Source organism: Streptomyces sp. NPDC014656 (assembly GCF_043084305.1).
Lineage (GTDB): Bacteria > Actinomycetota > Actinomycetes > Streptomycetales > Streptomycetaceae > Streptomyces.
The window spans coordinates 1-23,187 of record NZ_JBIBZN010000002.1 but is presented as its reverse complement, the minus strand read 5'-3'; the positions used below and the strand labels follow the sequence as shown (position 1 = coordinate 23,187).

Here is a 23,187-nt window from a genome sequence, read left to right as displayed (position 1 = left end):
CCGCCCCCGGTACGCACGGGGGGCGGGCGTCGTGCCGTCAGGAAGCGCCCGGGACCCAGTTGCCGTGGAGCCCCAGCGGCACGCGCACCGGGAGGTGGACGCGGGCCACGGGCTCGCCCGTGAAGTCCCGCGCCGACAGGATCACCAGATCGGCGGCGTCGCGCCCGGGATCGTGCACGTAGGCCATGACGTATCCGTCGTCCTCGGCGGCGGGCGACTCGGCCGCGACGAACACGCCCTCGCCCACGGCCCCGAACCGGCCGAATTCGTGCGCCTCGGTCGTCCCCTGCAGCAGGTCGTGCTTGAGCAGGGCGCTGCTGAACCCCTCGCCGGGCCGGGGGTCGTCGGGACCGGCGGGCGGGGCGTAGAGCTCGGCCGCGGCGGTGTAGCCGTAGCGGTGCGGCCGGCCGGTGAGACGGGGGTCGATCCGGGGGAAGTCCTGGACGCGGTCGTCGAGCCGTTCCTCGCGCACCCGCCCCAGGACCGGGTCGATCCTCCAGCGGTCCAGGGTGGGGCGGCTGGTGCCGACGTTCCGGATGTCGAAGCCCTCGGGGTGCCGGACGAGGTCCACGACGACGTCCGTGCCGTCCTCGTAGGCGTTGAGCGTGTGGCCCACCAGGCTCGGTGCCACCTCGAACCAGCGCACCCCGCCGCCCGCCCGGGGCATGAGGCCCACCCGCGCCGGACGGTCGCGGTCCCACGTGAAGGGGATGCCGGTCGCCAGATGGGCGGTGCTGAACACGACGGGCCCGTCGAACAGGACCACGTGGTTCTCGGTCAGCGCGAAGTCGTGCATGTACGGGTTGCCGGGCGCGTGGATCAGGGTGCTGCGCACCACCGCCCCCGTGCCGTCCATCACGATGTGCTGGACGTGGTCCGAGCCGTAGAGGAAGCCGAGCGCGTGCAGCTCGCGGGTGTGCGGGTCGAAGACGGAGTGGGCGTTCGCGCTGAACCCCTCGGGTGTCGCGCCGAGGTCGCAGGGCCCCACCGTGTCGAGTTCGTAGGTGAGCTCGTACGGGCGGATGCCGCCTTCCAGGAGGGCGAAGGTCCGGCCGTCGAGCCCGGCGACCTGGACGTTCGGCGACACGTCCGTGCGCGGGTCGACCGGGGTGCCGCGCCGGGGCTCCCCGAGCCGGTCGGCGACCGAGGAGGAGCGGACCCACCGGTTGCGGTACCACTCGGCGCGGCCGTCCCGGATGCGCACGCCGTGCACCATGCCCGCGCCGAGCGTCCAGAGGTGGGCCGCGGGGTCCTCGATGCCCAGCGGGTTGGGGCCGATGCGCAGGTAGCGGCCGTCGAGGTGGTCGGGGATGCGGCCGGTGACGGCCAGGTCTAACGCCGTGACCTCCTCGGTGACCGGGGCGAACCGTCCCGACAGGTAGCGGTTGACCGTCGTGGCGCGTGGCGTGGTGTCCGTCATGACGTTCCTTTCGCGGTGGTGGTGGAGAACGCGTGGCCCAGCGCCTCCATCAGTGCGGTGTAGCGCCGGGCCGCGACGTCCGGCGGGAAGTGCCCGGCGATCTCCAGGCTCACCGCCCCGTGCGCCGCGGCCCAGAAGAGCTTGGAGATCTCGCCCGCGTCGCCCGGGCGGAAGATCCCGGCCGCGACGCAGTCCTCGACGGCGGCGACCGAGGCGTCGAAGGCGCTCTCGGCCGCGGCGAGCGCCTCGGCGCTGGGCCGGTGGGGGACCGCATGGCCGAACATCAGGGAGTAGTAGCCGGGCTCGGCGAGGGCGTGGGCCCGGTAGGCGACGCCGAGGTTCCTGAGGCGGGTCAGGGGGTCGTCCGACCGGGGCACGCGCTGCTGGGCCGCGCGCAGCCGGGCGAAGCCTTCCCGGTGGAGCGCGTCCACCAGGCCTTCCTTGCCGCCGAACAGGGTGTAGAGGACCTTGGTCGACGCGCCGATCCCGGTGGCGATCCGGCGCATGGTGAGGGCCGCCGGCCCCTCCGAGACCAGCAGGCCGACGGCGTGGTCGAGGATCGTGGTGCGTACGGCCGTCTGGCCGGCGAGCTGGGCGTCCTGGTAGGGCGTGGTCACGGTAACAGCGTATCCGACGGGTAACGCTGTTACCCGACCTTTCCGCGAGAACCCTTCGAGGGCGGGGATCTTCCTAGAGCCGGGCCGCCTTCAGTGCCATGTGCAGCAGGAGGCGGTCCTCGCCGGCGTCCAGGTCAAGGCCGGTGAGCTGCTCCACGCGGGAGAGCCGGTAGTAGAGGGTCTGCCGGTGGATGCCGAGCGCCGCCGCCGTGCGGCCCGCCTGGCCCGCGTGGTCGAGGAACACCTCGGCCGTGCGGGCCAGCTCCGTGTGCGCGGGGCCGAGCAGCGTCCGCACCGCCGGGTCCGGTCCGGTCCGGGGGAGGGCGGTGAGCAGCCGGTACGGGCCGAGCCCGGACCAGTGGGCGAGCGGGGCGAACCGGGGCTGGGCCAGCGCGGTGCGCGCGGCGGCGGTCGCCTCGTGCCAGCAGAGGTCCAGGTCGCCGAGCCCCCGCCGGGGCGCGGCGACCCCGGCCACCACCGCCGGTCCGGCCGCCGCGCGCAGCCGTTCGGCGGCGGTGGAGGCGGGGGAGAGGTTGTCGGCCGACCGCAGCCGCACCAGCACGGCGAGCGCCCGCCGCGGCCCGGGGCCGGGGGCCTGCTCCCCGCCGGGCGCCGGGGTGGCGGAGGGCGGGCCGGCCGGGCCCTGCCAGGGAAGGGAGCAGAGGGCGGCGGCGCCGGGGACCGTGCGGGGGGAGGGGGAGTCCTCGCCGGGCCAGGGGGCGAGGCAGACCAGGGCGTGCAGGCCCTCCGCGTCCGGGCCCAGGGCCGTACGGAGGGCGGCGACGGCCATGTCGTACTGCCAGCCGCGCTCCGCCGCGAGGACGGCCCGCAGCTCGCGGGAGAGGTCGGCGCCGGCCCGCTCCTCGTCGGCGAGCAGCTCGCCGATCCGGGCGGCCACCTCCATCGCGGCCGTGAGCTGCCGGTGCGAGGGTCCCGGCTCGGCGTCCAGGAGCCAGACGTAGCCGAGGACGACACCCCGATGGCGTACGGGGAGGCAGATCCGGTCCCGGTAGACGCCGGCGTCCGGCGCGGCCGGGATGCGGACGGGGCCGGTGGCCCGGGTGATGCCGAAGCCCTCGAACCAGGCGCGGACCGCCGGGGTGGACTTCCGGGTGAGGATCGAGCGGGTGCGGACCGGGTCCATGGCGCTGTCGTCGTCGCTGTCGTGGGCCCCGAAGGCGATCAGCCCGAAATCACGGTTCTCCAGCGTCGCCGGGGCGCCGAGCAGCGCCGAGATCTCGTCCACCAGCTCCTGGTAATCGCCCTTCACGGCCCCCATTCTCGCACCCGCCGACCTGTCCTTCAGACAGATGTCTGAGGCCGGGCTCACGGATGCGTGACAGCTGTAGATGGCGCAGGATCGGAGCGATCCATAGGTTTCACGGTGGTTCTCCGTGCTGTTCCCGGTTCGTACCCCTGTGACCGGTAACGGCCCCGTTCTTCCTCGCTCCTCTGGAGGTGCCCCGTGCTGGGTCCCGTGATCCTCGCCGCGTCGCGCAGCGACAAGATGCGCCGTCTGGTGTCGGCCGCGCCCGGGACCAAGCAGGTCGTGGCGCGCTTCATCGCCGGCGAGATCGTGGACGACGTCGTCCCGATCGTCCGGGACCTGGCCGACCGCGGCCTGGAGGTCACCCTCGACGTCGTCGGCGAGGACATCACCACCGTCGAGCAGTCCCACGCCGCCCGTGACGCCTACCTGGAGCTCATCGGCCGCCTCAAGGAGCTGGGCCTCGGCGAGCGCGCCGAGATGTCCGTCAAGCTGTCGATGTTCGGCCAGTCCCTGGAGGACGGCCACGAGCTGGCCCTCGCGAACGTGCGCCCGGTCGTCGCCGCCGCCGCCGAGATCGGCACCACGGTCACCCTGGACGCCGAGGACCACACCACCCTCGACTCGATGTTCGCCATCCACGAGGAGCTGCGGAAGGACTTCCCGCAGACCGGCTGCGTCATCCAGGCGTACCTCTTCCGCACCGAGGAGGACGCCCGCCGCCTCGCCGCGAACGGCTCCCGCGTCCGCATCGTGAAGGGCGCCTACAAGGAGCCCGCCTCCGTCGCCCTCCAGGACAAGCCCGAGATCGACAAGGCGTACGTCCGGATCATGAAGATCCTGATGGACGGCGAGGGCTACCCGATGATCGGCTCCCACGACCCGCGCCTGATCGCCATCGGCCAGGAGCTGGCCCGCCGCGCCGGGCGCAAGCTGGACGAGTACGAGTTCCAGATGCTGTACGGCATCCGCTCGGAGGAGCAGAACCGTCTCGCCGCCGAGGGCCACCGCATGCGCGTCTACACGGCCTACGGCACCGACTGGTACGGCTACTTCATGCGCCGCCTCGCGGAGAAGCCGGCCAACCTGCTCTTCTTCGTCCGCTCCATCCTGACCAAGGGCTGAGCCCCCTCCCCCCTCTTTGAAGGAGTTCCGAGACTCATGGACGCTGTGACCCAGGTCCCCACTCCCGTCAACGAGCCGGTGCACGGCTACGCCCCCGGCTCCCCGGAGCGCACTCGTCTGGAGGCCGCCCTCAAGGAGCTGGCCGACAACCCGCGCGAGCTGCCGATGACCATCGGCGGCGTGAAGCGCATGGGCGGCGGCGAGGAGTTCAAGGTCGTCCAGCCGCACAACCACAAGTCCGTCATCGGCACCTTCCGCGGCGCCACCGAGGCCGACGCCCAGGACGCGATCGACGCCGCCCTGGCCGCCGCCCCGGCCTGGCGCGCGATGTCCTTCGACGACCGCGCCGCGATCATCCTGCGCGCCGCCGAGCTGCTCGCCGGCCCCTGGCGCGAGACGCTGGCCGCCTCCACCATGCTCGGCCAGTCGAAGACCGCCCAGCAGGCCGAGATCGACACCCCCTGCGAGCTCGTCGACTTCTGGCGCTTCAACGTGGCGTACGCCCGCCAGATCCTGGCCGAGCAGCCGCCGGCCAACTCCCCGGGCGTGTGGAACCGACTGGACCACCGCCCGCTGGAGGGCTTCGTCTACGCGATCACGCCGTTCAACTTCACGGCCATCGCGGGCAACCTCCCCACCGCCCCCGCCCTCATGGGCAACGTGGTGGTCTGGAAGCCGTCCCCGACGCAGACCCACTCCGCCGTGCTCCTCATGGAGCTCCTGGAGGAGGCCGGCCTGCCGAAGGGCGTCATCAACCTGGTGACCGGCGACGGCATCGCCGTCTCCGAGGTGGCCCTGAACCACCGCGACCTGGCCGGCATCCACTTCACCGGCTCGACCAAGACCTTCCAGCACCTGTGGAAGACGGTCGGCAACAACATCGAGAAGTACCGCTCCTACCCGCGGATCGTCGGCGAGACCGGCGGCAAGGACTTCGTCGTCGCCCACCCCAGCGCCGACCGGGCCATCCTGAAGACCGCGCTGACCCGCGGCTCCTTCGAGTTCCAGGGCCAGAAGTGCTCCGCCTCCTCGCGCGCCTACATCCCGGCGTCGATCTGGAACGACGGCTTCAAGGAGGAGTTCGCGGCCGAGGTCGACGGCATCACCATGGGTGACGTCACCGACCTGTCGAACTTCATCGGTGCCGTCATCGACGACCGCTCGTTCGCGAAGAACAAGGCGGCGATCGACCGTGCGTCCTCCGACCCGAGCTGCACGATCGTCGCCGGCGGCACCTACGACGACTCGGAGGGCTACTTCGTCCGTCCGACCGTCATCGAGTGCACCGACCCGGAGAACGAGGTCTTCAAGGCCGAGTACTTCGGCCCGATCCTCGCGATCCACGTCTACGAGGACGAGAAGTACGACGAGATGCTGGAGCAGATGGAGTCGGTCTCCGACTACGCCCTGACCGGCGCCGTCATCTCCAACGACCGCGCCGCCGCCGCGTACACGATGGAGAAGCTCCGCTTCGCCGCGGGCAACTTCTACATCAACGACAAGTCGACCGGCGCCGTCGTCGGCCAGCAGCCCTTCGGCGGCGGCCGTGCCTCGGGCACGAACGACAAGGCCGGCGCCCCGCAGAACCTGATGCGCTGGACGCTGACCCGCGCCATCAAGGAGACGCTGGTCCCGCCGACCGAGTACGGCTACCCGCACATGGGCTGACGCCCGCCCGCCGCGTGAGCGGCCCCTGATCACCGCCCCCCACCCCGGTCCCCCCAGGCCGGGGTCGGGGGCGGTACTCATTCCCCCACGGCGCGCCGCAGGAAGTCGCCGATCAGCTCGGCGACGCGCGGCGCGTGGGTCTCCAGGGCGAAGTGGCCGGTGGGCAGGAGGTGGATCTCGGCGTCCGGGAGGTCGCGGCGGAAGGCCTCGGCGCCGGCCGGCACGAAGACCTCGTCCCCCTCGCCCCAGACGGCGAGGAGCGGGACCCGCGAGGTGCGGAACCATTCCTGGAAGGCCGGGTAGAGGGCGAAGTTGGAGCCGTAGTCGGCGATCAGGGCGAGCTGGATAGCGTCCTGGCCCTCGCGGGCCATCAGGGCGGCGTCGTGGTGCCAGGCGTCCGGGCTGAGGAGGTCCCGGTACGCGGCGGGGACGCCCGTCTCGTACTGCCACCGGATGCCGTCGAGGGAGCGGATGGCCCGGACGGGGGCCTCGGTCTCGGGGGTCCGGTCGGCGATCAGGGCGAGGACGGGGGCCCACGCCCCGGCGCCCAGGCCCTCCTCGTAGGCGTTGCCGTTCTGGGTGACGACCGCGGTGATCCGCTCGGGGTGGGCGAGGGCGAGGCGCAGGCCGATGGGGGCGCCGTAGTCCTGGACGTAGAGCGCGAAGCGGTCGAGGCCGAGGACCTCGGTGAACTCGGCCGTGAGGGAGGCGAGTTCCGCGAACGTGTAGGGGAACGCCTCGGCGGGCGGCGCGGCGCTGCGGCCGAAGCCCAGGTGGTCCGGGGCGATCAGGCGGTACCGGTCCGCGAGGCGCGGGATCAGGTCGCGGAACATGTGCGAGCTGGTCGGGAAGCCGTGCAGCAGCAGGAGGACGGGGGCGTCGGCCGGGCCCGCCTCGCGGTAGAAGACCTCGTGGCCCCGGACGGTGACGGTGCGGTGGCGGGTGGGCAGTACGGACATGGTCTCTGATCCCCCAACTCTTCGTCGTCGGTGACGAGGGGATTCGATCAGGGCCTTTCTAACCTGTCAAGTGCTTGAGAAGAGTTAGGTGAAGGTGGGAGGGTGGGGGCATGACCGTGAGGACCGCACCCACCCACGAACTCGGCGCCGAGCGGCTGACGGCCGTCCGCGCGCTGCTCGACTCCGCCTTCGGCGGCGACTTCTCCGCGGAGGACTGGGACCACGCCCTCGGCGGCGTCCACGCCTGGGTCGAGGACGGCCGGGGGCCCGTCGCGCACGGAGCCGTCGTCCAGCGCCGGGTGCTGCACCGCGGACGCTCGTACCGGATCGGGTACGTCGAAGGGGTCGCCGTCCGGGCCGACGCGCGCCGGCGCGGCCTCGGCGGCGCCGTCATGGACGCCCTGGAGCGGGTGATCGACGCGACCCACGCCTTCGGCGCGCTCTCCGCCTCCGACGAGGGGGCCGCCCTCTACCGGGGGCGCGGCTGGCGGGTCTGGGGCGGGCGGATCGAGGTGCTGGGCCCCGACGGGGTCGTACGGCTCCCGGAGGAGGAGGGCGGCTTCCTCGTCCGCCCCGCGGGCGGTCTCGCCCTCCCGGACCCCGGCGCGCCGCTGGTCCTCGACTGGCGGGACGGCGACGTGGTGTGACGGAGCGGGCGGCCGGGGGAGGGCGCCGTCTCAGATAGTAGGAAGTCCGAGTAACTGTGGAGACAGACGCGGATCCCTGCCCTAACTTTGTAGGAGCCGAACGTCTCGCTTCATCAGCGAATGGCGGTCGAGAGCGCGACGCCCCGTGCAGGCAACCCCTGCGGCGGCGCTCCCCGCCCCTTTCCGGCGCCTCCGATCACTGATCTCCCGATCGCAGCTGATCTCCGCACGTCCGGATCACCACTGATCTCAAGGAGTCGATCCCCATGGCCGCTCAGACCGCTCCCCGCGTCCGCCACTCCGCCGCCCGTCCCAGCGACGAGGCCCGGCAGAACGCCGCCGCCGCCCTCCAGCGCGCCCTCGACCGCCGTGACAACGGCGGCTCCACCGGTCACTGACCGGCCCGACGCCTGTCCGTTCGTCCACATGGTGGACGATCCGTGTCAGACGATGGGACGAAGAGTAGGGTGCCGCCATGTCTCACAGCATCAATCTCGCAGTCATTCCCGGCGACGGCATCGGCCAGGAGGTCGTGGCCCAGGGCCTCAAGGTCCTCGCGGCCGCGCTTCCCCAGGACGTGAAGCTGGAGACCGAGGAGTACGACTTCGGCGCCCGGCGCTACCACGCCACCGGTGAGACCCTCACCGACGCCGACCTGGACTCCCTCAAGAAGCACGACGCCATCCTGCTCGGCGCGATCGGCGACCCCTCGGTGCCGTCCGGCGTCCTGGAGCGCGGCTTCCTCCTGAAGCTGCGCTTCGCCTTCGACCACCACGTGAACCTGCGTCCCTCGAAGCTGCTCCCCGGCGTCGCGACCCCGCTCGCCGGCCAGCCCGCGATCGACTTCGTCGTGGTCCGCGAGGGCACCGAGGGCCCGTACACGGGCAACGGCGGCACCATCCGCAAGGGCACCGAGCACGAGGTCGCCACCGAGGTCTCCGTCAACACCGCCTTCGGTGTGGAGCGCGTGGTCCGGGACGCCTTCGCCCGCGCCCAGGCCCGCCCGCGCAAGAAGCTGACGCTGGTCCACAAGAACAACGTGCTGACCTTCGCCGGCCACCTCTGGACGAACATCTTCGAGAAGGTCGCGGCCGAGTTCCCCGAGGTCACCACCGACTACCTGCACGTCGACGCGGCGACGATCTTCCTCGTCACCGACCCGGCCCGCTTCGACGTCATCGTCACCGACAACCTCTTCGGCGACATCATCACCGACCTCGCCGCGGCCGTCTCCGGCGGCATCGGCGTCGCCGCCTCGGGCAACATCAACCCGAGCCGCGACTTCCCGTCCATGTTCGAGCCGGTGCACGGCTCCGCGCCGGACATCGCGGGCCAGGGCAAGGCCGACCCCACGGCCACCGTCCTCTCCGTCGCCCTCCTGCTGCGCCACCTCGGCCACGAGGCCGAGGCCGCCCGGGTGGAGGCGGCCGTCGAGGCCGACCTCACCGAGCGGGGCGACGCCGTCCGCACCACGGACGAGATCGGCGACGCGCTCGCCGCGCGAGTAGCGAGCTGACCCGCGCGCCACTGACACCACACAGCAGCCGCCGGGTCACCCACGCACCCGGCGGCTGTTTCCTGTGCGGTCGCGGGGTGCCACCATCGAACCCTGGACCGCGTCACCCGTTTCGCACGCCGGTTCCCACGCGCGATAATCGGACGTGGGCCGCGGCGTGCGGGAAAGCTCGGACGTCCTAGCAGTACCGCCGAGCGGGCGTGGGCGCGGTCCGACACACACAACCGGTGAAGGACTAGCACCCATGACGACGATCGAGCTCAAGCCCTCCTCCAGCCCGCTGTCCGACGCGGAGCGCGCGGCGATCCTGGCCAACCCCGGATTCGGCCGCCACTTCACCGACCACATGGTCACCATCCGGTGGACCGAGGGCCGCGGCTGGCACGACGGCCAGCTCGTGCCGTACGGCCCCCTCTCCCTGGACCCGGCGACCAACGTCCTGCACTACGCCCAGGAGATCTTCGAGGGCCTGAAGGCCTACCGCCGCCCCGACGGCTCGGTCGCCTCCTTCCGCCCCGACGCCAACGCCCGGCGCTTCCAGCGCTCCGCGCACCGCCTCGGCATGCCGGAGCTTCCGGTCGAGACCTTCATCGAGGCCTGCGACGCGCTGGTCCGCCAGGACGAGGCGTGGGTTCCCGCGCACGGCGGCGAGGACTCGCTCTACCTCCGCCCGTTCATGATCGCGACCGAAGTCGGCCTGGGCGTCCGCCCGGCCAACGAGTACCTCTTCGTCGTCATCGCCTCCCCGGCCGGCCCGTACTTCTCCGGCGGCGTCAAGCCGGTCTCCATCTGGGCCTCCGAGGACCGCGTCCGCGCCGTCCCCGGCGGCGTCGGCGACGCCAAGACCGGCGGCAACTACGCGGCCTCCCTGCTCGCCCAGGCCGAGGCGGCCGCCAGGGGCTGCGACCAGGTCTGCTACCTCGACGCGGTCGAGCACAAGTGGGTCGAGGAGCTCGGCGGTATGAACCTGTACTTCGTGTACGGGGACAAGATCGTCACCCCGACCCTCACCGGTTCGCTGCTCGCGGGCATCACCCGCGACTCGCTCCTCCAGGTCGCCCGCGACCTCGGCCACGAGTCCGTCGAGGCCCGCGTCTCCATCGACCAGTGGCAGGCCGACACCGAGAACGGCACCCTCACCGAGGTCTTCGCCTGCGGCACCGCCGCCGTCATCACCCCCGTCGGCACGGTCAAGTCCGCGCGCGGCGAGTGGCAGCAGTCCGGCGGCGAGCCCGGCGAGGTCACCATGAAGCTGCGCGAGGCGCTCCTCGCGATCCAGACCGGCAGGGCCGAGGACGTCCACGGCTGGATGCACGAGCTGGGCAAGTGACCCGCTAGTCAGTCGGCCGGCACGCCCGGGACGGCCTCCGTCCCGGGCGTCTCGCCTTCCGGGGCCCGGGTCAGGACCGCGTACAGCAGGCCGCCGGTGAGCCCCGACAGGACGAAGCTGCAGTCGATCCCGCCGGTCAGGACCAGCAGCGGCCCCTCGTACAGCGGCGTCGAGACGGCGGCCAGGCCGACCGCCGCGCCGAGCGCCCAGGCGGCGGTGGCGCGGGGGTGCCAGCCGCCCGAGAACCAGTAGGTCCCGCCGCGCGAGCGCCGGTTGTGGACCTGGAGCGCCTCGGGGTCGTACACGCCCCGGCAGCGCGCGTGCCCGATCAGGGTGATGACCGCCCACGGGGTGCCGATCGCCGTCAGGAGCAGCACGAACGAGGTCATCGCCGACTGGGCGTCCGAGGCGAAGTGCCCGAGGAAGACGAAGCCGGTGGCGACGGCCGCGACCACCAGGGTGGCCCGGGTCCGGGTGGCGCGGGGCAGGATCGCGTCCAGGTCGAGGCCCATCGAGTAGAGCATCAGACCGGCGTTGCCGACCGAGCCGGCGGTGGCGGCCAGCAGCAGCGGGACGAGGTACCAGGCGGGCGAGGCGGCGACCAGCGGGCCCGCGTAGTCGAGGCCCGCGCCGGCGGCCAGCGCCGTGACCGTGCCGAAGAGCTGTGGCACCAGCAGGCCGACGAGCAGCCCGAGCCAGGTGGCGCGGCGGACCGCCCGCGCGCCGTGCCGGGCGGGGGAGACGTACCGGGTGTAGTCGCCGAGCAGGGTGATGAAGGCGACCGGGCCGCTGAGGCCGGCGGCGACCGCCGAGAAGAGCCAGGTCGGCCAGAAGGAGCCGAGCAGGTACGGCGTGTCCGGCACCGGCGCGGTGGTGAAGTCCCCGGCGTACGCGACGAGTCCGACCGCGAGCAGGGCGGTCATGCCGACGGCGAGCGCCTTGCTGAGCCGGAGCAGCAGCCGGTAGCCGTACACGGCGCCCACCGCCGTGCAGGCCGCGAGCAGCGCGTAGACGACGGCGTGCGTCCCGTCGCCGGTGGACAGGCCGGTCAGGCGGGCGAGGGTGCCCACCATGACGTCGCCGCCGATCCACAGGGTCAGGGCGGTGTACCCCAGCGAGAGCAGCAGCCCCACCACCGAGCCGACGAGCCGGCCGCGGACGCCGAAGAAGGCGCCGGAGGAGGTGGAGAGGTTGGTGGCGGTGCGCAGCGACACCAGCGCCAGCGGGGCGGTGACGGCGACGCCGACGACCGTGCCGGCGACCACGGAGGTGACCGAGCCCCACAGGCCGAGGCCGAAGGAGACCGGCAGCCAGCCGAAGACGATCACCCCCAGGCAGAGGTTGGAGCCGAGCAGGATCGCGACCAGGTCGCGGGGGCCGCTGGTGCGTTCGGCCTCGGGGATGGTGTCGACTCCGCGCTGTTCGATCGCCATGGGACCTCCGGGGAGAGCGGAACGGGTACGGTTTTGAGCGACGCTCAATGTGACCTGTGCCTGTACCGGCCGTCAATGCTTGGAAGCGTTCGTCTCAACATTTAGAGTGTCGCTCAAACAGGAGGTGCAAGACGTGCGACTGACCCCCACCGAGCGCGACCGGCTGCTGCTCTTCGGCGCCGCCGAACTCGCCCGCGCCCGCCGGGCCCGCGGGCTGCGGCTCAACGTCCCCGAGGCCACCGCCCTCGTCGCGGACACCGTCTGCGAGGCGGCCCGCGACGGCAGGCGGCTCGCCGAGGCCATCGAGGCGGCCCGCTCCGTCCTCGGCCCCGAGGACGTCCTTCCCGGCGTCGCCGACGTGGTGACCGAGGTCCACGTCGAGGCCGTCTTCGACGACGGCTCCCGGCTCGCCGTCGTCACCGACCCCATCGGCGGGGGCACCCTCGGCGCCGGCGCCCCCGGCGCGCTCCTGCCCGGCCCCGGCCACCCCGAGCAGGAGCCCCTGCTCACCCTGCCCGTGCGGAACACCGCGACCGTCCCGGTCAGCGTCACCTCGCACTTCCACTTCTTCGAGGCCAACCCGCGCCTGGACTTCGACCGCGCCGCCGCCTACGGCATGCGGCTCGCCATCCCCGCCGGCGCCTCCTTCCGCTTCGACCCCGGCGGCTGTGCCGAGGTCGGGCTCGTGCCCATCGGCGGCGCGCGCGTGGCGATCGGCTTCGCCGGGCTCGTCGACGGGCCGCTGGACGCCCCCGGGGCGAGGGAAGAGGCGCTGCGGCGCGCCGCGGCCTGCGGCTACCTGGGCACCGCGACCGACGAGGAGGGCCACTGATGGACCCGTACGAGTACGCCTCCGTGCACGGCCCCCGGGCCGGCGACCGCGTCGTCCTCGGCGACTCCGGGCTGGTCGTCCGCGTCGAGGCCGACTCCCAGAAGCCCGGCGAGGAGTTCCTCGCGGGCTTCGGCAAGACCGCCCGCGACGGCCTGCACCTGAAGGCCGCCGCCGTCCGGGAGACCTGTGACGTCGTCATCAGCAACGTCCTGCTGATCGACGCCGTACAGGGCATCCGCAAGGTGTCGATCGGCATCCGCGAGGGCCGGATCCACGCCATCGGGCGGGCCGGCAACCCCGACACCCTGGACGGCGTCGACGTCGTCGTCGGCACCGGCACCTCCATCGTCTCCGGCGAGGGCCTGATCGCCACCGCCGGCGCCGTCGACACCCACGTCCACCTGCTCTCGCCCCGGATCATGGAGGCCTCGCTCGCCAGCGGCGTCACCACGATCATCGGCCAGGAGTTCGGCCCGGTCTGGGGCGTCGGCGTCAACTCGCCCTGGGCCCTCAAGCACGCCTTCAACGCCTTCGACGCCTGGCCCGTGAACATCGGCTTCCTGGCCCGGGGCTCGTCCTCGGACCCGGCGCCGCTGGTGGAGGCGCTGGCCGAGGGCGGGGCGTCCGGGTTCAAGGTCCACGAGGACATGGGCGCGCACACCCGCGCCCTGGACACCGCGCTGCGGGTCGCCGAGGAGCACGACGTACAGGTCGCGCTGCACAGCGACGGCCTGAACGAGTGCCTGTCCGTGGAGGACACCCTCGCCGTCCTGGAGGGGCGTACGATCCACGCCTTCCACATCGAGGGCTGCGGCGGCGGGCACGTGCCCAACGTGCTGAAGATGGCGGGCGTGCCGAACGTCATCGGCTCCTCCACCAACCCCACCCTGCCCTTCGGCCGCGACGCGGTGGCCGAGCACTACGGGATGATCGTCTCCGTCCACGACCTGAAGACCGACCTGCCGGGCGACGCCGCGATGGCGCGCGACCGGATCAGGGCCGGGACGATGGGCGCGGAGGACGTCCTGCACGACCTCGGCGCGATCGGCATCACCTCCTCCGACGCGCAGGGGATGGGAAGGGCCGGCGAGACCGTACGCCGGACCTTCGCCATGGCCGGGAAGATGAAGGCCGAACTCGGCCCGCTGGACGGCGACGGCGCGCACGACGACAACGCGCGCGTGCTCCGCTACCTGGCGAAGCTGACCATCAACCCGGCGATCGCCCATGGCCTGGCCCACGAGATCGGCTCCGTCGAGGTGGGCAAGCTGGCCGACATCGTGCTGTGGCGGCCCGAGTTCTTCGGCGCCAAGCCCCAGATGGTGCTGAAGTCCGGCTTCCCCGCGTGGGGGGTCACGGGCGATCCCAACGCCGCCACCGACACCTGCGAACCGCTCGTCCTCGGGCCGCTGTTCGGCGCCCACGGCGCCACCGCCGCCGACCTCTCCGTCGCCTTCGTCGCGCGCGCCGCCGTGGACCTCGGCGGGGACGGCCTGCCGACCCGCCGCCGCCGCGTCGCCGTGCGCGGCACCCGGGGGATCGGCCCCGCCGACCTCCTCCTCAACTCCCGCGTCGGCGACGTCCAGGTGGACGACCGCACCGGCCTGGTCTCGCTCGACGGGTCGCCGATCCGCTCCGAGCCGGCCGACTCCGTCTCCCTGAACCGCCTCTACTTCCTCTAGGACCCGCCCCATGACCTCGTACCGCATGCCCGCCGAGTGGACCCCGCACGAGCGGACCTGGATGGCCTGGCCCAGCCCCAACCCCACCTTCACCGACGAGGCGGAGCTGGCCGCCGCCCGCGAGGCGTGGGCCTCCGTCGCCCGGGCCGTCCGCCGCTTCGAGCCGGTCACCATGGTCGTCGCCCCCGGCGACGCGGAAGGCGCCCGCGCCCTCCTCGGCGAGGACGTCGAACTGATCGAGCGCGAGCTCGACGACGCCTGGATGCGCGACATCGGCCCCACCTTCGTCACCGACGGCACCTCGCTGGCCGCCGTGGACTGGGTCTTCAACGGCTGGGGCGCCCAGGACTGGGCCCGCTGGGAGCACGACTCCAAGATCGCCCGACACGTCGCCGACGCGGCCGGCGTCCCCGTGCACGGCAGCCCGCTCGTCAACGAGGGCGGCGGCATCCACGTCGACGGCGAGGGCACCGTCCTCCTCACCGACACCGTCCAGCTCGGCTCCGGCCGCAACCCCGAGTGGACCCGCGAGCAGGTAGAGCGGGAGATCCACGCCAAGCTCGGCACCACCAAGGCCATCTGGCTCCCGCACGGCCTCGCCGGCGACTACGGCACGTACGGCACCCAGGGCCACATCGACATCGTCGCCGCCTTCGCCCGCCCCGGCACCGTCCTCGTCCACAGCCAGCAGGACCCGAACCACCCCGACTACGGCCGCTCCCGGCTCTACGCCGACCTCCTGCGCGCCCAGACCGACGCCCAGGGCCGCCCCCTGGAGGTCATCGAGGTCCCCGCCCCCACCGTCCTCAAGGACGAGGAGGGCGACTGGGTCGACTACTCCTACATCAACCACTACCTCTGCAACGGCGCCGTGATCCTCTGCGCCTTCGACGACCCCCACGACGAACTCGCCGCGGAGATCTTCCGCCGCCTCTTCCCCGACCGCGAGGTCGTCCTGGTCGACGCCCGCACGATCTTCGCGGCCGGAGGCGGCATCCACTGCATCACCCAGCAGCAGCCCTCGGTGTAGAACGTACGGGTGAGTCAGAGCAGCAGCCCGCCCCCCGCCCCCCGCCGTCGCAACCAGGCCGCGCCGCCGCGCGAGGACGTCTTCGCGGCGGCCATGGACACCGTGGCCGCGCGCGGTCTCGACGGGCTGACCATGGCGGGGCTGGGCCGCCGGGTCGGGATGAGCAGCGGACACCTCCTCTACTACTTCCGCACCAAGGACGAACTGCTGCTCCAGACCCTGGAGTGGAGCGAGGGGCGGCTCGGCGCGGAGCGGGGGGCACTGCTGTCACGGCGGGGGAGCGCCCGGGAGCGGCTCGACGGATACGTGGACCTCTACGTGCCGGACGGGCCGCGCGACCCGCACTGGACGCTCTGGCTGGAGGTCTGGAACCGCTCGCAGAACGCCGCCGAGGACGCCCGCGCGCGCCAGGCCGCCATCGAGGGGGCCTGGCACCGGGACCTCGTGGCGATCCTCGCCGAGGGCGTCTCGCGCGGCGAGTTCCGGGCCGTCGACCCGGACCGCTTCGCCACCCGCACGCGCGCCCTGCTGGACGGCTACAGCGTGCACGTCGCGGTCGGGCTGCCCGGCACCGGACGGGCCGAAGTCCTGGACCAGGTAAGGGAGTTCATCGACGAAACCCTGATCCCGCGAACGTAACGCACGCAAGTACTCCCGATCGTCACCCCCGCGCCCTTGTCGGCCGGCGGCTCCCTCCGGCACGGTTCCGGGCCATGGGACGAGATCACTGGAAGAAGATCTGGGTCGGCTCGGCGGGCAACATGGTCGAGTGGTTCGACTGGTTCGTGTACGCGAGCTTCGCCGTCTACTTCGCGGGCGCCTTCTTCCCCGAGGGCAACGACACCGCCAAGCTCATGAACACCGCCGGCATCTTCGCCGTCGGCTTCTTCATGCGCCCCGTCGGCGGCTGGCTCCTCGGCCGGGTCGGCGACCGCAGGGGCCGCAAGGCCGCCCTCACCCTCACCGTCACCCTCATGTCCGCCTCGGCGCTGCTCATCGCCGTCGCCCCCACCTACGCCGTCGCCGGCTACGGCGGCGCCGCCGTCCTCCTGGTCGCCCGCCTCCTCCAGGGCCTCTCCGTCGGCGGCGAGTACGCGGCCAGCGCCACCTACCTCACCGAGGCCTCCGCCCCCGGCCACCGCGGCTTCGCCTCCAGCTTCCAGTACGTCTCCATGACCGCCGGACAGGTCCTCGGCCTCGGCCTGCTGATCGTCCTCCAGCACACGATGTCCACCGAGGCCCTGCACGCCTGGGGCTGGCGCGTCCCCTTCGTCATCGGCGCCCTCGGCGCCGCCGTCGTCTTCTACCTGCGCCGCACCATGCTGGAGACCGAGGTGTACGAGGAGACCGCCGACGCCGGGGTCGCGCGCGGCGAGCAGGGCACCCTCAAGGCCCTCTGGGCGCACCGCCGCGAGGCCTTCCTCGTCGTCGCGCTCACCATGGGCGGCACCGTCGCCTACTACACGTACACGACCTACCTCACCAAGTACCTCTCCAACAGCGCCGGCCTGCCCAAGCGGACCGCCACCCTCGTCTCCTTCTGCGCGCTGATCGTCTTCGCCTGCCTCCAGCCGCTCGCCGGCCGGCTCTCCGACCGGATCGGCCGCCGCCCGCTGCTCATCGCCTTCGCGGTCGGCTCGACGTTCCTCACCGTGCCGATCATGACGATGCTCAAGCACGCGGGTTCCTTCTGGCCGGCCCTCGGCCTCTCCCTGCTCGCCCTGCTCGTCGTCACCGGCTACACCTCGATCAACGCCTGCGTGAAGGCCGAGCTGTTCCCCACCGGCGTCCGCGCCCTCGGCGTCGCCCTGCCGTACGCGATCGCCAACGCCCTCTTCGGCGGCACGGCGGAGTACGTGGCCCTGTGGTTCAAGGACGCCGGGATCGAGTCCGGCTACTCCTGGTACGTCGCGGGCTGCGCGGCCGTCTCCCTGGTCGTCTACCTCGCCATGCGGGAGACCCGCGACATCGACCTGGCCCGGGTGGGCACCGCCGCCGCGCCCGGCCCCGTACCGGCGGCCGGGAAGACCGGGGTCGCCGTGGATTCCGCATCGTGAGATCCGAGTCCTGACGCGCGCGGGCCTGTGGCAGACTGCGGGCGTGCTTGCTACCACGATGATTATGGGCAGCAGCGCGCCGGTCCGCAGTGACCGCTGATCCCCGGGACCCCACCCCCGCGGCGGCGGCCACCGTGCCCCAGACCCGCGCGCAGACCTCTCGCACCCGCGAGGGGTTTTTTCGTTTTCCGGCCCCACCCGTGCCGGAGACGGACCGCGCGTGAGAATGGGGGCAAGTGGATCCATACCTTCCGGAGCCACATCCGACAGGAGCCAACACAGTCATGACCACCGAGAACGGCGAGAGCCCCCGTCCGGGCGCCGGCCCGGCCGACGACAGCTTCCACGTCTTCGACACGACGCTCCGCGACGGAGCCCAGCGTGAGGGCATCAACCTCACCGTCGCGGACAAGCTGACCATCGCCCGGCACCTCGACGAGTTCGGCGTCGGCTTCATCGAGGGCGGCTGGCCCGGCGCCAACCCGCGGGACACCGAGTTCTTCGCCCGCGCCCGCCAGGAGATCCGCTTCAAGCACGCGCAGCTCGTGGCCTTCGGCGCCACCCGCCGGGCCGGCGGCACCGCCGCCGACGACCCGCAGGTCAAGGCGCTGCTCGACTCCGGCGCCCCGGTGATCACCCTGGTGGCCAAGTCCCACGACCGGCACGTCGAACTCGCCCTGCGCACCACCCTGGACGAGAACCTGGAGATGGTCCGCGACACCGTCGCCTTCCTGCGCGACCAGGGCCGCCGCGTCTTCGTCGACATGGAGCACTTCTTCGACGGCTACAAGGCCAACCCCGACTACGCCAAGGCCGTCGTCCGCGCCGCGCACGAGGCCGGCGCCGACGTCGTCATCCTCTGCGACACCAACGGCGGCATGCTCCCCGCCCAGATCCAGGCCGTCGTCGCCACCGTCCTCGCCGACACCGGCGCCCGGCTCGGCATCCACGCCCAGGACGACACCGGCTGCGCCGTCGCCAACACCCTCGCCGCCGTCGACGCGGGCGCCACCCACGTCCAGTGCACCGCCAACGGCTACGGCGAGCGGGTCGGCAACGCCAACCTCTTCCCCGTCGTCGCCGCCCTGGAACTCAAGTACGGCAAGCGGGTCCTGCCCGACGGCGCCCTCGCCGAGATGACCCGCATCTCGCACGCCATCGCCGAGGTCGTCAACCTCACCCCCTCCACCCACCAGCCGTACGTGGGCGTCTCCGCCTTCGCCCACAAGGCCGGCCTGCACGCCTCCGCCATCAAGGTCGACCCCGACCTCTACCAGCACATCGACCCCGAGCTGGTCGGCAACACCATGCGGATGCTCGTCTCCGACATGGCCGGCCGCGCCTCCATCGAGCTCAAGGGCAAGGAGCTGGGCGTCGACCTCGGCGACGACCGCGCGCTCGTCGCCCGGGTCGTCGAGCGGGTCAAGGAGCGCGAGCTCCAGGGCTACACGTACGAGGCCGCCGACGCCTCCTTCGAGCTGCTGCTCCGCGCCGAGGCCGAGGGCCGGGCCCGCCGCTACTTCCGCACCGAGTCCTGGCGCGCGATCACCGAGAACCGCCCCGACGGCACCCACGCCAACGAGGCCACCGTCAAGCTCTGGGCCAAGGGCGAGCGGATGCTCGCCACCGCCGAGGGCAACGGCCCGGTCAACGCCCTCGACCGCGCCCTGCGGGTCGCCCTGGAGCGGATCTACCCCCAGCTCGCCAAGTTCGAGCTGGTCGACTACAAGGTCCGCATCCTCGAAGGCCGGCACGGCACCGAGTCCACCACCCGGGTCCTCGTCACCACGAGCGACGGCAACGCCGAGTGGTCGACCGTCGGCGTCGGCGAGAACGTGATCGCGGCCTCCTGGCAGGCCCTGGAGGACGCCTTCACCTACGGGCTGCTGCGGGCCGGGGTCGACCCCGCCGAGTGAGACCGATGTCCGCCCGACATGTCTAGTTCGATCCCGTTCGGGTAATTTCGAACCATGAAGACCAGGGCGTTCTCGGTGTGGCCGGCCCTCGCCGGGCTGATCCTCCTGCTGCTCCTGGCCCTGGCCCCCGCGTCGGCGGGCGCCAGGGCCACCGGCGTCCCCGACGCGGCCGCCGCCCTGAGACAGGGCCCCGTCTACGTCGACCCGGGCGCCGCCGACCAGCTCTCGGAGTCCGACGCGGCCGCCCTCGCGCAGAAGATCGAGGACGCGGACAAGCCCCTGTTCGTGGCCGTCCTGCCGCAGGGCGCGCAGTACCCGCCGAAGGGCCTCATCGAGAACCTGCGGGCCCAGACCGGCATCGCCGGGGTGTACGCGGTCCGGCTCGGCGACGACTTCGCCGCCAAGGCCGACAGCCGCGTGCTGTCGCCCGGCGCGGTGGCGAACATGGTCGCCACCGCCGACCGGCCCGGTGGCGACGCCGCCGCCGAACTGAACGCCTTCGCCGACCAGGCCCTCCCCGCGATGCGCGGCTCCGCGCCCGGGGCCTGGCCCGGCGGCGCCTCCTCCGACTCCGGCGTCCCGGTCGCCGGACTCGTCACCCTCGGCGCGGTCGCCGCCGTCGGCGGCACGGCCGCCTACGCCGTGGTGCGCGGCCGGCGGAAGCGGAAGGAGGCCGAGGAGCGGGCCGCCCTGGAGAAGCTCCGGGTCGTCGTCGACGAGGACATCACCGCCTTCGGCGAGGAGCTGGAACGGCTCGACTTCCACCCCGCCGAGGCCGGCGCCGACGAGGCGATGCGCGCCGACTACGAGGCCGCCCTGGACTCCTACGACCGGGCGAAGACGCTGATGGGCGGGGTACGGCACCCGCACGAGGTCCGCGGGGTCACCCGGGCCCTGGAGGACGGGCGCTACTCGCTCGCGGTGCTGGACGCCCGCCGCGGCTCCCGCCCGCTGCCCGAGCGCCGCCCCCCGTGCTTCTTCGACCCGCGCCACGGCCCCTCCACCGCGGACCGCACCTGGACGCCGGCCGGCGGCGCCTCCCGCGAGGTCCCCGTCTGCGCCGCCGACGCGGCCCGCCTGGACGACGGCGAGGACCCGCGCGCCCGTACGGTCGAGACCGACGCCGGCCGCCGCCCCTACTGGGAGGCGGGCCCGGCGTACGGCCCCTGGGCGGGCGGCTACTTCGGCGGCGGCCTGCTGCCCGGCCTGCTCGTCGGCACCCTGCTCGGCTCGGCCCTCTCCACCCCCGCCTACGCGGCGGAGTACGGCGGCGGCGACTTCGGGGACTTCGGGGGAGGGGACTACGGCGGCGGCTTCGGCGGCACCGACTTCGGCGGCACCGACTTCGGCGGCGGGGACTACGGAGGCGGCGGAGACTTCGGCGGCGGAGGCGGCTTCGACGGCGGCGGGGGCTTCTGACGGCTCCCGCCGGACGGGCTTGAGGGCCCCGTCAGACCAGCGGCTTCACCGACATCAGCAGGTGGCGGTGGCGGTCGTCGTCGCCGTCGGTCAGGAGGGCGCGCTGGCCGGGGCCGAGGAGGTGGAGGCGGACGTCCTCGGCGGTGAAGCGGGTCAGGGCGTCCAGCAGGTAGCCGGGGTTGAAGGCGACCGTCAGCGCGCCGGCGCCGTCGAGGACGGCGGGCAGCCGCTGGGAGGCCACGTCGTCCTCGTAGCCGGCCCGCAGGCGCAGGGTGGTGCCCTCGAAGGCGAGCTGGACCGGGCTGTCGCCCTCGGCGACCACCGCGACCCGCTTCACGGCCTCGACGAGCGCCGCCCGGCCGGTGACCGCGACGGCGTGGTCGCCCAGGGCGAAGAGCTTGTCGTGGCGGGGTAGCCGGCCGTCGAGCAGCCGGGCGGTGGTGCGCAGGCCGGCCCGCTCGAAGCCGATGGAGTGGGCGTCGAGCCCGATCCGGATCCGGCCCTCGCCCGCGAGGGAGCGGGCGGTCTCGGCGAGCCGGCGGGCCGGGACGACCACGTCGGCGGGCTCGGCGGGGGCCGCGCCGAAGTCCGGGTACCACTCCAGGGCGCGGACCGCGTAGCGGTAGCGGTCGGTGGCGGCCAGGGTCATCACCGGGCCGTCGAGCGCGAGCCGTATCCCGGTGAGGACCGGCAGCGAGTCGTCCCGGCCGGCCGCCGCCGCGACCTGGCCGACCGCCTCGGCGAAGGCGGTCCCGTCGACCTCGCCGAGGACCGGGGGGAGCGCCGGGGCGGCCGGATAGGAGTCGAGCGGCAGCAGCGAGAGGCCGAAGCGGGCCTCGCCGGAGGTGACCGAGAGCCGGGCGCCCTCCACGGCCAGCCCGGTCCGCCCCGGCGGCAGCACCTTGCAGATGTCGAGCAGCCGCCGGCCGAGCACCAGCGCCCGGCCCGGCACCTCGGTCCCGGCCTCGGTCTCCACGCGCGCGGAGGCCTCGTGGTCGAGTCCGGAGACGCTCAGCCGGCCGTCGTCGCCGGCCTCCAGGAGCAGTCCGCCGAGCACGGGCACGGGGGAGCGGGCGGGCAGCACGCGCGCGGCCCACGCGACGGCTTCGGTCAGCGCGGCACTGTCGATGTGGATCTCCATGCCGCCGACGCTAACGGCCGCCTCTGACAACGGCGTCGGCGCGCGGCCCCCGGGCACGAGAACGCCGAGCGCCCGCCGTCCGCGGGGTTCGCGGAGGGCGGGCGCGCTCGGTGTCCGGGCCCGGGGGCCGAGGGGGGGGAGGGGGCGGGTCAGGCGGCGTTCTTGATCGCGGAGATGTCGAAGTTCAGCTTGACCTTGTCGCTGACCATGACGCCGCCGGTCTCCAGGGCCGCGTTCCAGGTGAGGCCCCACTCGGAGCGGAGGATCTCGGCGGAGCCCTCGAAGCCGACGCGCTCGTTGCCGTACGGGTCGGTGGCCGTGCCGTTGAACTCCAGGTCGATGGAGATCGGCTTGGTGACGTCCTTGATGGTCAGGTCGCCGGTGATCCGGTACTTGTCGCCGCCCAGCTGGGCCGCCTCGGTGGAGCGGAAGCTCATCAGGGGGAACTGCTCGGCGTCGAAGAAGTCGCCGCTGCGCAGGTGGTTGTCGCGGTCGCCGATGCCGGTGTCGATGGAGGCGATCTTCACGTCGATGGCGGCGCTGGAGGCGGCCGGGTCGCTGCCGTTCAGCTTCAGGGAGCCCTCGTGCTCGCCGAAGGAGCCGCGGACGTTGGTGACCATGGCGTGGCGGACGGTGAAGCCGATGCTGCTGTGCGCGGCGTCGATGGTGTAGTCGCCGGTCAGGGCGGCCAGGGCCGGGTCCACGGGGAGGGTGGCGGTGGTGGCGGCGGACTCGGTGTTCTTGCGGCCGAAGAGACCCATGGCGTGCTCCTTGTCGGGGGGTGTCGTCGAAGGCGGGGTGTTGTTGAACCTTCAACGAGAATGACTGTAGCCCCATTCCGTTCAACTTTCAACATCTGGTGCGGAGGTTCGCCCGGACGGCCCCGCGAAAACGCCGACGCCCTCTGGCGGACGCGCGTAGAACTGCGGCACCATCTCCCTGCGCGACGAGCACCACCTGCACAGCCGTCCCCACCCGTCACGGTCCCCAGCAGGAGGCAACCCCCGTGAAGCTCCGCTCCGTCCTCACCGCAGTCGCCCTCGTCCTCGGCGCCCTCTTCGCCCCCGGCTTCGGCGCCCTCACCGCCGCCGGCGACGCCCACGCGGTCACCAAGATCAGCCACTCCAC

At 73.0% G+C, this 23,187-nt stretch carries 20 protein-coding genes; 13 read left to right on the top strand and 7 right to left on the bottom strand.

Annotation, left to right across the window (positions count from 1 at the left end):
- Positions 1-37: 37 nt before the first annotated feature.
- From ACF1ED_RS04025 to ACF1ED_RS04015, 3 genes are all read right to left on the bottom strand, one after another.
- Positions 38-1,420, bottom strand: coding sequence for a carotenoid oxygenase family protein (locus tag ACF1ED_RS04025; RefSeq protein WP_391756835.1), 1,383 nt, complete (start codon positions 1,418-1,420; stop codon positions 38-40).
- The gene (locus ACF1ED_RS04020; RefSeq protein ID WP_391756834.1) at positions 1,417-2,037 is read right to left on the bottom strand and encodes a TetR/AcrR family transcriptional regulator; all 621 of its coding nucleotides are present in this window, start codon (positions 2,035-2,037) and stop codon (positions 1,417-1,419) included. The genes ACF1ED_RS04025 and ACF1ED_RS04020 overlap by 4 nt, the downstream gene beginning before the upstream one ends.
- A gap of 73 nt (positions 2,038-2,110) precedes the next feature.
- The gene (locus ACF1ED_RS04015) at positions 2,111-3,307 is read right to left on the bottom strand and encodes a PucR family transcriptional regulator (RefSeq protein ID WP_391756833.1); all 1,197 of its coding nucleotides are present in this window, start codon (positions 3,305-3,307) and stop codon (positions 2,111-2,113) included.
- Positions 3,308-3,502: 195 nt separating this feature from the next.
- Here ACF1ED_RS04015 and ACF1ED_RS04010 point away from each other — a divergent pair, with 195 nt between their 5' ends.
- Both ACF1ED_RS04010 and pruA read left to right on the top strand, forming a co-directional pair.
- Positions 3,503-4,429 carry a proline dehydrogenase family protein gene (locus tag ACF1ED_RS04010; protein WP_391756832.1) on the top strand — a complete coding sequence of 309 codons (927 nt, stop codon included), beginning with the start codon at positions 3,503-3,505 and terminating at the stop codon, positions 4,427-4,429.
- A gap of 36 nt (positions 4,430-4,465) precedes the next feature.
- Complete coding sequence (gene pruA, locus ACF1ED_RS04005; RefSeq protein ID WP_391756831.1) at positions 4,466-6,097, top strand: L-glutamate gamma-semialdehyde dehydrogenase; 1,632 nt, start codon at positions 4,466-4,468, stop codon at positions 6,095-6,097.
- 77 nt (positions 6,098-6,174) lie between these two features.
- On the opposite strand, the gene ACF1ED_RS04000 is transcribed toward pruA, so the two are convergent.
- The gene (locus ACF1ED_RS04000; RefSeq protein ID WP_391756830.1) at positions 6,175-7,056 is read right to left on the bottom strand and encodes an alpha/beta fold hydrolase; all 882 of its coding nucleotides are present in this window, start codon (positions 7,054-7,056) and stop codon (positions 6,175-6,177) included.
- Between the two features lie 110 nt (positions 7,057-7,166).
- Here ACF1ED_RS04000 and ACF1ED_RS03995 point away from each other — a divergent pair, with 110 nt between their 5' ends.
- The 4 genes from ACF1ED_RS03995 (at position 7,167) to ACF1ED_RS03980 (ending at position 10,549) form a co-directional block, all read left to right on the top strand.
- Positions 7,167-7,703 carry a GNAT family N-acetyltransferase gene (locus ACF1ED_RS03995; RefSeq protein ID WP_391756829.1) on the top strand — a complete coding sequence of 179 codons (537 nt, stop codon included), beginning with the start codon at positions 7,167-7,169 and terminating at the stop codon, positions 7,701-7,703.
- Positions 7,704-7,969: 266 nt separating this feature from the next.
- Positions 7,970-8,101, top strand: coding sequence for a hypothetical protein (locus ACF1ED_RS03990; protein ID WP_264202427.1), 132 nt, complete (start codon positions 7,970-7,972; stop codon positions 8,099-8,101).
- Between the two features lie 77 nt (positions 8,102-8,178).
- Positions 8,179-9,219 (top strand): 3-isopropylmalate dehydrogenase, encoded by a 1,041-nt coding sequence (locus tag ACF1ED_RS03985; RefSeq protein WP_391756828.1) that lies wholly within the window; start codon positions 8,179-8,181, stop codon positions 9,217-9,219.
- A 244-nt stretch (positions 9,220-9,463) separates the two neighbouring features.
- Complete coding sequence (locus ACF1ED_RS03980; RefSeq protein WP_391756827.1) at positions 9,464-10,549, top strand: branched-chain amino acid aminotransferase; 1,086 nt, start codon at positions 9,464-9,466, stop codon at positions 10,547-10,549.
- Between the two features lie 8 nt (positions 10,550-10,557).
- Here ACF1ED_RS03980 and ACF1ED_RS03975 read toward each other — a convergent pair whose 3' ends face one another.
- Positions 10,558-11,982: a cytosine permease gene (locus ACF1ED_RS03975; RefSeq protein WP_391756826.1), complete on the bottom strand. Its 1,425-nt coding sequence runs from the start codon at positions 11,980-11,982 to the stop codon at positions 10,558-10,560.
- A gap of 133 nt (positions 11,983-12,115) precedes the next feature.
- On the opposite strand from ACF1ED_RS03975, the gene ureA reads away from it, so the two are divergent.
- The 7 genes from ureA (at position 12,116) to ACF1ED_RS03940 (ending at position 20,918) form a co-directional block, all read left to right on the top strand.
- On the top strand, positions 12,116-12,814 hold the full coding sequence (gene ureA, locus ACF1ED_RS03970) for an urease subunit gamma (protein ID WP_391756825.1): 699 nt from the start codon (positions 12,116-12,118) through the stop codon (positions 12,812-12,814).
- Positions 12,814-14,496: an urease subunit alpha gene (locus ACF1ED_RS03965; protein WP_391756824.1), complete on the top strand. Its 1,683-nt coding sequence runs from the start codon at positions 12,814-12,816 to the stop codon at positions 14,494-14,496. Before ureA ends, ACF1ED_RS03965 begins: the two co-directional genes overlap by 1 nt.
- Positions 14,497-14,506: 10 nt before the next feature.
- Positions 14,507-15,526: an agmatine/peptidylarginine deiminase gene (locus ACF1ED_RS03960; protein ID WP_391756823.1), complete on the top strand. Its 1,020-nt coding sequence runs from the start codon at positions 14,507-14,509 to the stop codon at positions 15,524-15,526.
- 93 nt (positions 15,527-15,619) lie between these two features.
- The gene (locus ACF1ED_RS03955) at positions 15,620-16,165 is read left to right on the top strand and encodes a TetR/AcrR family transcriptional regulator (protein ID WP_391757484.1); all 546 of its coding nucleotides are present in this window, start codon (positions 15,620-15,622) and stop codon (positions 16,163-16,165) included.
- 74 nt (positions 16,166-16,239) lie between these two features.
- Positions 16,240-17,583, top strand: coding sequence for an MFS transporter (locus ACF1ED_RS03950; RefSeq protein ID WP_391756822.1), 1,344 nt, complete (start codon positions 16,240-16,242; stop codon positions 17,581-17,583).
- A gap of 284 nt (positions 17,584-17,867) precedes the next feature.
- On the top strand, positions 17,868-19,499 hold the full coding sequence (gene cimA / locus ACF1ED_RS03945) for a citramalate synthase (protein WP_391756821.1): 1,632 nt from the start codon (positions 17,868-17,870) through the stop codon (positions 19,497-19,499).
- 54 nt (positions 19,500-19,553) lie between these two features.
- Complete coding sequence (locus ACF1ED_RS03940) at positions 19,554-20,918, top strand: hypothetical protein (RefSeq protein ID WP_391756820.1); 1,365 nt, start codon at positions 19,554-19,556, stop codon at positions 20,916-20,918.
- A 31-nt stretch (positions 20,919-20,949) separates the two neighbouring features.
- Here the strand turns inward: ACF1ED_RS03940 and dnaN are convergent, their stop codons facing one another.
- Complete coding sequence (dnaN, locus tag ACF1ED_RS03935) at positions 20,950-22,059, bottom strand: DNA polymerase III subunit beta (protein ID WP_391756819.1); 1,110 nt, start codon at positions 22,057-22,059, stop codon at positions 20,950-20,952.
- Positions 22,060-22,208: 149 nt separating this feature from the next.
- A complete protein-coding gene (locus tag ACF1ED_RS03930) occupies positions 22,209-22,820 on the bottom strand; it encodes a YceI family protein (protein WP_391756818.1) in 612 nt (203 codons plus the stop codon).
- Positions 22,821-23,187 lie beyond the last annotated feature (367 nt).